Raw genomic sequence first — 10133 nt, 5'->3', positions numbered from 1 at the left:
CATGCTGTTACTCAAACTATCAAGCATGGCCAATTCTCTCGCAAAAGGCATTACATTTGGACATCTATGGAGACATAGAAACTAGATGAGATAGAAAGCAATGATTCCCGTAACAGACGCCCTTAATATCCATATGACAAAATAACCAAGATATCCAATCCTAAAGTAAAAAATACTCGCACTGAAATTGAGCTATTTTCATAAATTAAAAAATGAAATTAAGAAAAGATAAATTATCGTAAACTATACACTTTACTTTAGTGTCAAAATTATAATAATGACAACAAATATCAGAATGTGTATAACAGTAAAAAAGAGTCATATTAAAATGAAGTCGATCATTCTTATAATTTTGATTGTAAACCTTTTATCGGCTTGTGCATTAGCACCAAAGCTAAAACAGCCCAATGATAGGAACCGCGTGCCTATTAATAAAACAATCCCTGCCGAAATCAAGCGAGGAGACAGATGAAAACAAAACAAGCAAAACCAGTGAAAGCCGAACAACTTAGAAGTTATTATGAAGAAAGCCGTGGCTTAGAACGTGATCTTATCAATGAATTTATAAGGTCGCGCAGAACGGCATGGCGTGTTGCGAGTACTGTGGGTCTTTTTGGCTTATTCGGTATGATATGTGGAGTTGTTGGATTTTCTCAACCAGCTCCAACTCCCTTAGTATTGCGCGTTGATAATACGACGGGTGCAGTTGATGTTATCTCAATCATGCGTGAACACGAAGAAAGCTATGGTGAAGTTGTAGATAGATATTGGCTAAATCAATATGTGCTTAACCGCGAAACTTACGACTACGATACCATTCAACTGAACTATGACACAACAGCACTTTTAAGTGCGGCATCTGTTCAACAAGAATATTATAAAATCTATGATGGAGAAAATGCACGGGACAAAGTGCTTTCCAACAAAGCACGTATCACAGTTAAAGTACGATCAATCCAGCCTAATGGACTCGGTCAAGCAACTGTACGTTTTACGACTCAGCAACTTGACAGCAACGGTGCTGCTACTGGACCAAAACAGCACCAAATTGCAACAATTGGTTACACCTATGTTGGTGCACCCATGAAATCATCTGATCGATTGCTTAACCCCCTTGGTTTTCAAGTAACAAGTTACCGTTCTGACCCAGAAATACTGTTGAATGATTAAGGAATTGATTGTTATGAAAAAACTTGCGTTCGTTGTTCTATTGTCTTCGTTTTCTTCTCTTTATACGGTACCTGTGCAGGCGCTCAAAAGTCCATCAAATTCACAATATGATCACCGCATTCGCTATATAACGTATAACGAAGCGGATGTGGTTCAAATTGAAACAGTTCTTGGTGTGGCAACACATATTATTCTTGAAGAAGGTGAACAGTACATAACTCATGCCTTTGGTGATTCTGAAGCCTATGCCTTTGCTCATAAAGGGCGGCATATTTTTATTAAACCAAAAGCAGAACTTGCCAATACCAATCTCATCGTTGTAACCGACAAACGGAGTTATAAATTCCGACTACAATTTCGGAATGACCGTGCGGGATCAACATATGAATTGGCTTTCCATTATCCCGATTCAAACGATGAAAAGTCAGAAGAAAACAATCGACGCCTTGCGATTGAACGTGGTTTTCACCAAAGCGTCAACGGCTATAATCTCAGTTATACCATGAGTGGTCACCAAGATATTGCTCCGATAAATGCTTGGGACAATGGGCGTATTACTTACTTTAAATTTCCCGCTAACATGGATATGCCATCGATTTATGTCGTAGATGCTGAAGGTAATGAAAGCTTAATACCACGCACCGTTATCGGCAGTTCTAATGATATTATCGCCGTTCATAAGGTCAATCCTAAATGGCTTATACGGCTTGGTAAACGCGCTCTAGCTGTTTTTAATGAAGCCTATGACCCCAATGGCGTACCAAACACAACAGGGACAGTATCTTCGGTGGTTTATCGTATCAATAAAGGAGGAAAATGATGTTTGACAATAAGGAAGGAGAGGGAAAAGGTACAAAACTGGACAACGTCGAACAAAAACATATTGAAGGTACCTATGGAGGGTCCGAACTAGGTTCTGAACGTCGTCCAACAATTCCAGGTACCCGTGCATTGTTAATGGTAGGACTTATTGTCATAGTAGCGATACCGATTGCCTTGACTTGGAAAGCTTTTAAAATGCGTAATACCGTGGAGGTTGAGGAAGAAAAACCACAACAAATAGTACAGCAAATTATACCAAACTATGTCCCTCGGATTATAGAAGAGCCAAAGATTGTAGAAGAAGCAGAAAAATCAACACAAACAGAAGATTCAAACTTGGATATTCCACCGGCATTGAGTAAACTTCTTCAAACAGCCATTCCTCCACATATGCTCCAAGATTCTGAAGAATTAGCACGCAAACGTATGCTCAGTTCTAGCCTTAACAACGGTGGTAGCGAAGGATCTACAGATACAAATAATAAAGCATCGAATAATGATAGAGGTAATGGCGTATTATTTGATAACCTTCAGCCCGTGCGTTTAGGTCAATCACATGCGATGCAACTTCGTAACCGTGACTTTTTGATTACACAAGGAACGCAAATAGATTGTACGTTAGAAACAAAAATCATTACATCACAACCCGGAATGACAACGTGTCATTTAACACGCGATATTTATTCCACAAGTGGACGTGTTGTTTTGCTTGACCGTGGTTCTAAAGTCGTTGGTTTTTACCAAAGTGGCATACAACAAGGACAAACGCGCGTATTTGTGCAATGGTTACGCATTGAAACGCCTTCTGGTGTTGTTGTCAATCTTGACTCACCAGGCACAGGTCCTCTGGGTGAAGCAGGTATTGGTGGCTGGGTTGACAGACATTTTTGGGAAAGATTTGGTAGTGCAATTATGGTAAGCATTATCGGTGATTTAGGAGAATGGGTAAGAGGAAAAGTTGGTAAAAGCAGCAAAGAAAATAAAGATAACTCACAAAATAAAGGAGCTCAGAATGCTGAATCTATAGCAATCGATGTTCTTCAAAATTCCATCAATATCACACCAACACTTTACAAAAACCAAGGCGAACGAGTAAATATTTTTGTTGCTCGTGATCTGGATTTCAGCGATGTCTACAGTCTCGTCACACGTTAACTCGATACAAAAAGATCAAGCAGTTTTTCAGCTTCTGCAACCGCTTGATTGTTTTTTAGAAGATCCCACGATCACTGAATTATCTATTTGCCGCCCCTGTGAAGTATGGACGAAAAGCTTTAAGGGTTGGCAAGTACATAGCGTACCAGAGTTAACAACCACTTTTTTGCAAACGCTTATTACAGCTATTATCGTTTATAACGGTATGGCTCCCAGAAGTATTAATTATGTGCTCTTGCCTGGTGGACAACGTGGTACAATTATACAAACACCAGCTGTTGTTGATGGTGCTCTTTCCTTTGTAATTCGTAAACATTCTCTCATAGTTAAGACGTTAGAAGAACTCAAAGAAGAAGGGGCATTTGACGATTTTTCTGATGTAAGTTTTAATAAGCCTTCAGCAAAAGAAGCCAATAATTTGTTATCGAAGCAGGACTTCACACGGTTGGAACCATTTGAAGTTCAACTCTTACAAAGTAAACGTGAGGGAAAAATTCTTGAATTTTTGGAAGAATGCGTCCTTCACAAACGCAACATTATTATTGCAGGCAAAACAGGATCTGGTAAAACAACATTTGCTCGCTCTTTAGTTGAAAAGGTTCCTGTAGAGGAGCGTATTATCACAATTGAAGATGTTCATGAGCTTTTTCTACCCAATCATCCCAATCATGTACATATGATTTATGGTAACAATGTAGGCCGTGTTTCAGCTGAAGAATGCCTAGATGCATGTATGCGTCAGTCGCCTGACAGAATTTTTCTCGCTGAATTGCGAGGCAATGAAGCATGGGAATATCTCAATTCGCTCAACACTGGTCATCCCGGGTCGATTACAACAACGCATGCCAACAGCGCTTTGCAGACATTTGAGAGATGTGCCACCTTGATTAAAAGATCAGAAATTGGCCGGCAACTCGAGTTAGAAATGATAAAAATCGTTCTCTATACAACAGTTGACGTAGTGTTGTTCTTTAAAGATAGAAAACTCACTGAAGTCTTTTACGACCCAATTTTTGCTAAATCAAAAATCGCTTAAGGGGAGCTTCCTCTCTCGGTAATATGAAGCAAACAAAAATAGCCGTAACTAATTGTTACGGCTATTTTTTTAACTTTTCCTATTCTCTTTGCTTCTCCAATGGATTTTCTACACTCTTCATGAAGAAAAAAAGAAAAAAGTTAATAGACAACAACTCTACGAGAAAACCAAATTATACATAAGGCTTTCTTTATTCTCTTGCCTTTGATCATTCTTTCCATTTACCTTTTGAAACAGTATCTTTGATGCAAAAAAGAAAAAATAGCTGCAAAATAAATATTTAAACAAAAGAAAAGAATAAATTTTGATTCGCCTATCAATGAAAGCTTCGTAAAATAGGTACTTTCGATCATCACAAATAATTATCGTCATCAAGACCAAAACTTATCGTTTAAAAATTCTAAGCGCTATTTTCAAGTGATTAATAAATATGTTTTTTAACCAAACAATCTCCAAATATGGAAAACCTCATACGAAATAAATTATCATTTCGATTTAGCATCCATAAACCACATTCTATTTGGTAATAAAAAGTATAGTGACATATCGACGTCTTCTTCGGACGAAGAAAGATTCTTAACCTCCAGTTGTTCGTAAACAACCAAATTTCTCTTAAACAAGCTTTGCTAACCATATTACGTGGCTTATGTCCCTCTCCTAAAGACGATATCCATAGATTCCATAAGGTAAGCTCTACTCTGAATATTCCGGCTCTCTTCTCTGCACCTCAAAAAGCGAAAATTCCTAAAAGAACAGATCTAAAATCCCTCTTCTTAAGATGCATCACATTGACTTATAAAGAGTGTTCATTATTTTGCGTTTTGGATAAAAGATCTTAGTACCGTAGGATTCTCTCATTTCAAAGCTGTTTATTAACCAAAACCATGTCTCTTGCACATTATAAGTAAATAAAACCGTATAGAATGAAACTGTACAAAAAAGCACTAAAAATGCCTTTTATAAACCATCCAAAATGCCCAAAATTGTAACAACATTGGGAGTTGGCAAAGTGTCTAATGACGCCCAACTTGCTCTTTTATGAAGTATAAAAATGGAGATGCTCTATAAATTTTATATTATTCATCGGGGCTTTACCATTATACCATCCACGAGCTCTGTAATGAAATAAGCTTAGGCACCTTAAAGAAAGGTTTCTTAAAAACAAGCGTGTAAATTGACAAGCAAAGTGTATTTGGTTCGGGGCGTTCTGTTTTACATAAGGGTTTCGATCTTATTAAAGAACGAGAGAAACAAAAGCGTGAAGCAATGCGTAATCTCTATTATTTAAAAGACATTACTCTAAATGCTTTTAGAAGTCGTAAAGCAGAATTAAAAAATGATGCTAAAAATGGAAACTGGTTTTCACCTTTACAGCTTCATATTCTCCTCAAATTAGGAGGCTGTATAGCGACTTTCAAAGATTACGCCAACAGAGATACATAATACTCTTAACTCCCATCTGATAAGTAAAAGCTGCAACAGCAAAAGCTCTTTTAGAAAAACAACGCCATAAAGTCATTAATAAACCGGCAATGAATTGGAAAAATGTTCCAGATTTTTATCAAACACTCTGCAAAGCAACAATAATGATACAACTGGCTTTGCATCTGCTTATTCTTACAGGTGTTCGTATTTTTACAGGTGTTCGTACCCATATCTTGCATCAATTCGTGAAAATCAGATTGAAGAGGATATATGAACAATTCTTGGCTCGAGAATACGAACGGTCTGCGTGATACTACAGGAAATTTTGCATGCCCTTAAAAATTTTAAAACAAGCACGCTTGTTTTTTCGCAATGATTTCTGTTTTCTGTAACCGGTCGTAGTCCTTATCAATGTGAATTTCCTATCACAATATATAAGAGAGGTTAGGTTAAAAACCTGTCCACATATATTTCGCTCTAGTTTACGTAATTGGCTAACAGACTCCACCTACCACACCTCAAAGGACGAAGCTTCTTAACACTCACTGATCTGCAAACAATCCGCCCCCTCACCTAGCAGATTTCACCTTCTAACCACTCTAATTACCAAATCCTAAATACGATAGTGTTTTTACGGTAGAACAGAATAAATACCAAAACAATGGCTGATTATATCGTTAATACTTAGGCACCTCTCTTTCATGTTAAGAAATATCTTTTATGCTAAAAAATAAAATAAGAAACACTTTTACTGCTTAAATAATCTTCTTCAGCATATATACAAGAAAAAATGAAACCCTCTAACATAATAAATAAGACCTAAACCTAGAAATCTCTATTTTTTATAGATAAAAACATATAAAATCAAAACCTACGAAACGCAAAAAATATAACATGTTTTCTTGATGATTGAATTCATTCAACTCAAATGAACCTATAAACAGCCCTTATTCCACATTCGCAACACGTGTTCTTAGAATTCTCACTAGTGTTTTCTAAATTTTCGGGAAAAACTATAAATTTGATATTTTTCAAACGTCTTATTTGCTCTTTAGTGAATTTAAATCTATGACGTTACAATAGTTTTAAATTACTACCCCCCTTAACTATATGATCTATCTCTACAATAGAGAGGGATTTTACGTTCTCCATTTTTTGAGAACTATAAATTTTGTTGTTTAATGCGATTAACAATCCAATCTTTAAAATAAAAATATGACCTTTATATATAATGATATTATCAAAAATTCCTAATCCCTGAATATTAGCAATGTTTTCGATATTATAATAAATGTGTCGTAAAATGACGAATTGTCATAATGATCACTCCTTTGTATTTCATTTAGATAATTTACATGCGTTATAATATTTGTATCAGCATTTATTTTTTGTGCTATATTTATACAGAGTTATCATTTTTTATAAAAAATGATTAATTGAATCTGCATCAAAATAAAAATTCTGATACGAATTTAATAAAAATAAAAACACATGGCATATTGATTTTATTATTTTTACATAGAATGCCTATTTAAAGTATAGTCTACTCAAAAAACTAAAGCCTTTTTAAAGGCAATAATAACTATACTAACCGCCTCATAGAAGCCAATAAATTTTTAGAGATTAAGCCTCAAAAAGCACAAAAAACACGCACAATTTTCTATTTTTCTTTTTACTGTTCGTTAATTGATCAATTTTCAACTATGAGTTTTCTGCTCAGCCATTGCAAGGATTGCTTAATTTTTTAGGGATTACTTCACTTTTAGAATGATTATAGCTACTGCGCTCCCATAAGCAGCCGATCTTTTTTTAGAGATTTAATTGCTAAAAGGAGATACAATTTTCCACCTTGCGCTTTATTTTGATCAATCAGTAAATTTTCAAAGGCGGCGTTCAACCATGAGTTTTTTAATTTCAGCAATCGCTTTCGCTGGATTTAATCCCTTTGGACAAGTTTGGGCACAATTCATAATCGTATGACAACGATAAAGGCGGAAAGGATCTTCTAAATTATCAAGACGTTCACCACACATCTCATCACGTGAATCCGCAATCCAGCGATAAGCTTGAAGCAAAACAGCGGGCCCCAAATAACGATCACCGTTCCACCAATAACTTGGACATGAAGTCTGACAACACGCACACAAAATGCACTCATAAAGGCCATCGATTTTTTGGCGATCGGAGTGACTTTGTAACCATTCTTTTGCAGGTTCAGGAGAAACTGTTTGTAACCAAGGCTCAATAACTCGGTGTTGCGCATAAAAGCGATTCAAGTCAGGAACCAAATCTTTAACAACCGGCATGGAAGGCAACGGATAGACCTTAATGGGATGTTTTACATCATCCATCCCTTTGGTACAAGCTAATGTATTGGTTCCATCAATATTCATCGCACATGAACCACAGATGCCTTCACGGCAAGATCGACGAAGTGTCAAAGTTGGATCAATATGGTTTTTAATAAACAAAAGCCCATCAAGAATCATCGGGCCACAAGCGGAACGATCTACGTAATAGGTATCTAAACGAGGATTTTCCTCATCATCAGGCGACCAACGATAAACGTGAAATTCTGTTAGTTTTTTAGCACCTTTAGGTTTAGGCCAAACCTTTCCCGGTTTTACCTGAGAGTTTTTAGGAAGCTTAATTTGTACCATATTTCAGTCTCCCCTTAATAAACCCGTTTTTTAGGTGCAATGCGCTTTAAATCGATCCCACCATCAGCTTCAGATGTTAACGGGTCCACATGGACAGGTCGATATGATAACGTCACCTTACCCTCTTTTGACAAATGTGAAAGCGTATGTTTACGCCAATTTTTATCATCACGCTCTGGATAATCTTCACGCGCATGGGCACCGCGGCTTTCTAAACGAGCTTCCGCCGAATAAACAGTCATGATTGCATTCGCCATGAGATTTTCAAGCTCTAATGTTTCAACCAAATCAGAATTCCATATCAGAGAACGATCTGTAACTTTGATATCAGACAATTCCTCCCAGATTTTATTCATCCGCTGACATCCTTGTTGCAAAGAATCCTCTGTACGGAAGACAGCCGCATCTTCTTGCATCGTGCGTTGCATTTTTTCACGCAATACCGCTGTTGGTACCGCCCCTTTTGCAAAACGCAAACGATCAAAACGTGCTATAATTTCATCAACAGCAGCTTCATTCAGGGGTGGAATTTCTGCATTCCGATCAATAATTTTACCTGCGCGAAGAGCAGCAGCACGACCAAACACCACAAGATCAATCAATGAATTTGACCCCAAGCGATTAGCCCCATGAACAGAAGCACATCCCGCTTCTCCTACCGCCATCAACCCTGGTTGAATACGATCAGGCGAATCAGCCGTTGGATTGAGAACTTCCCCGTAGTAGTTGGTAGGAATTCCCCCCATGTTATAATGGACCGTTGGCAAGATGGGGATAGGTTCTTTTGTTACATCCACCCCTGCAAAAATCCGAGCTGATTCCGAAATTCCTGGTAAACGCTCGTGCAAGATTGCAGGATCAATATGGTTGAGAACCAAATGAATATGGTCCTTCTTAGGTCCCACGCCACGCCCTTCACGAATTTCAAGAGTGATACAACGCGAAACCAAATCACGTGAAGCCAAATCCTTAAAGGAAGGTGCATAGCGCTCCATAAAGCGTTCACCCTCAGAATTGATTAAATAGCCCCCCTCACCCCGAGCTCCTTCTGTAATTAAGCAACCAGAACCATAAATCCCTGTCGGATGGAATTGCACAAACTCCATATCCTGAAGTGGCAATCCAGCACGTGCGATCATTCCACCACCATCACCCGTACAGGTATGCGCCGATGTCGCAGAAAAATAAGCGCGTCCATAACCACCGGTTGCAAGAACAACCATTTTGGCAGAAAAACGATGTATTGTACCATCATCGAGATTCCATGCCACAACCCCCGTACAAACCCCATCCGTCATGATGAGATCGAGGGCAAAATATTCAATAAAAAATTGCGCATTATGCTTTAAGCTTTGTCCATAAAGCGTATGCAAAATGGCATGGCCTGTACGGTCAGCTGCTGCGCAAGTACGCTGAACAGGTGGACCTTCACCAAATTGTGTCGTATGTCCACCAAAAGGACGCTGATAAATTTTGCCTTCTTGCGTTCGCGAAAAAGGAACGCCATAATGTTCTAATTCATACACAGCAGCAGGAGCATTACGCACCAAATATTCCATTGCATCGGTATCGCCCAACCAATCAGAACCTTTCACGGTATCATATAAATGCCACTGCCAATTATCAGGCCCCATATTTGAAAGCGATGCAGCAATCCCCCCTTGTGCTGCAACCGTATGTGAGCGCGTTGGAAAAACCTTCGTAATACAAGCTGTCTTTAATCCTTGTTCCGCCATACCTAATGTTGCACGTAATCCTGCACCACCTGCCCCAACAACAACAACATCAAATTTATGATCTACAGTGCGATAAGGGGCGTTACCTGCTTTAGCGCCCAGAGATGATCCTGTACCCGCCATACTTGT

At 38.1% G+C, this 10133-nt stretch carries 8 protein-coding genes; 6 read left to right on the top strand and 2 right to left on the bottom strand.

Annotated elements, in window-relative coordinates:
• Window positions 1-328 precede the first annotated feature (328 nt).
• The 6 genes from ACFIM8_RS01260 (at window position 329) to ACFIM8_RS01235 (ending at window position 5626) form a co-directional block, all read left to right on the top strand.
• A complete protein-coding gene (locus tag ACFIM8_RS01260; protein WP_375614371.1) occupies window positions 329-472 on the top strand; it encodes a TrwH protein in 144 nt (47 codons plus the stop codon).
• On the top strand, window positions 469-1170 hold the full coding sequence (locus tag ACFIM8_RS01255; protein ID WP_375606007.1) for a virB8 family protein: 702 nt from the start codon (window positions 469-471) through the stop codon (window positions 1168-1170). Before ACFIM8_RS01260 ends, ACFIM8_RS01255 begins: the two co-directional genes overlap by 4 nt.
• A gap of 13 nt (window positions 1171-1183) precedes the next feature.
• Complete coding sequence (virB9, locus tag ACFIM8_RS01250; RefSeq protein ID WP_375606008.1) at window positions 1184-1990, top strand: P-type conjugative transfer protein VirB9; 807 nt, start codon at window positions 1184-1186, stop codon at window positions 1988-1990.
• Window positions 1990-3147, top strand: a complete 1158-nt coding sequence (virB10, locus tag ACFIM8_RS01245) for a type IV secretion system protein VirB10 (protein WP_375606219.1) — start codon at window positions 1990-1992, stop codon at window positions 3145-3147. The genes virB9 and virB10 overlap by 1 nt, the downstream gene beginning before the upstream one ends.
• Window positions 3122-4183 carry a P-type DNA transfer ATPase VirB11 gene (gene virB11 / locus ACFIM8_RS01240; protein WP_375606009.1) on the top strand — a complete coding sequence of 354 codons (1062 nt, stop codon included), beginning with the start codon at window positions 3122-3124 and terminating at the stop codon, window positions 4181-4183. The genes virB10 and virB11 overlap by 26 nt, the downstream gene beginning before the upstream one ends.
• Before the next feature lie 1266 nt (window positions 4184-5449).
• Window positions 5450-5626 carry a hypothetical protein gene (locus tag ACFIM8_RS01235; RefSeq protein ID WP_375606010.1) on the top strand — a complete coding sequence of 59 codons (177 nt, stop codon included), beginning with the start codon at window positions 5450-5452 and terminating at the stop codon, window positions 5624-5626.
• Between the two features lie 1862 nt (window positions 5627-7488).
• On the opposite strand, the gene ACFIM8_RS01230 is transcribed toward ACFIM8_RS01235, so the two are convergent.
• Together ACFIM8_RS01230 and sdhA are read right to left on the bottom strand one after the other, a co-directional pair.
• Entirely contained in the window at window positions 7489-8268 is a 780-nt protein-coding gene (locus tag ACFIM8_RS01230) for a succinate dehydrogenase iron-sulfur subunit (protein ID WP_375606011.1), read from the bottom strand.
• 14 nt (window positions 8269-8282) lie between these two features.
• Window positions 8283-10127: a succinate dehydrogenase flavoprotein subunit gene (sdhA, locus tag ACFIM8_RS01225; protein WP_375614370.1), complete on the bottom strand. Its 1845-nt coding sequence runs from the start codon at window positions 10125-10127 to the stop codon at window positions 8283-8285.
• Window positions 10128-10133: the final 6 nt, after the last annotated feature.

Origin of the sequence: Bartonella sp. AC535YNZD (genome assembly GCF_042196625.1) — a bacterium.
GTDB lineage: Bacteria > Pseudomonadota > Alphaproteobacteria > Rhizobiales > Rhizobiaceae > Bartonella.
Note: the sequence above shows the minus strand (reverse complement) of the source record. Positions and strands in the feature narration are given on the sequence as shown.

Coding starts and splice junctions, on each gene's coding strand:
- sdhA (WP_375614370.1), bottom strand. CDS start 10,127: ATGGCGGGTACAGGATCATCTCTGGGCGCTAAAGCAGGTAACGCCCCT.
- ACFIM8_RS01235 (WP_375606010.1), top strand. CDS start 5,450: ATGCGTAATCTCTATTATTTAAAAGACATTACTCTAAATGCTTTTAGA.
- virB11 (WP_375606009.1), top strand. CDS start 3,122: ATGTCTACAGTCTCGTCACACGTTAACTCGATACAAAAAGATCAAGCA.
- virB9 (WP_375606008.1), top strand. CDS start 1,184: ATGAAAAAACTTGCGTTCGTTGTTCTATTGTCTTCGTTTTCTTCTCTT.
- virB10 (WP_375606219.1), top strand. CDS start 1,990: ATGTTTGACAATAAGGAAGGAGAGGGAAAAGGTACAAAACTGGACAAC.
- ACFIM8_RS01255 (WP_375606007.1), top strand. CDS start 469: ATGAAAACAAAACAAGCAAAACCAGTGAAAGCCGAACAACTTAGAAGT.
- ACFIM8_RS01260 (WP_375614371.1), top strand. CDS start 329: ATGAAGTCGATCATTCTTATAATTTTGATTGTAAACCTTTTATCGGCT.
- ACFIM8_RS01230 (WP_375606011.1), bottom strand. CDS start 8,268: ATGGTACAAATTAAGCTTCCTAAAAACTCTCAGGTAAAACCGGGAAAG.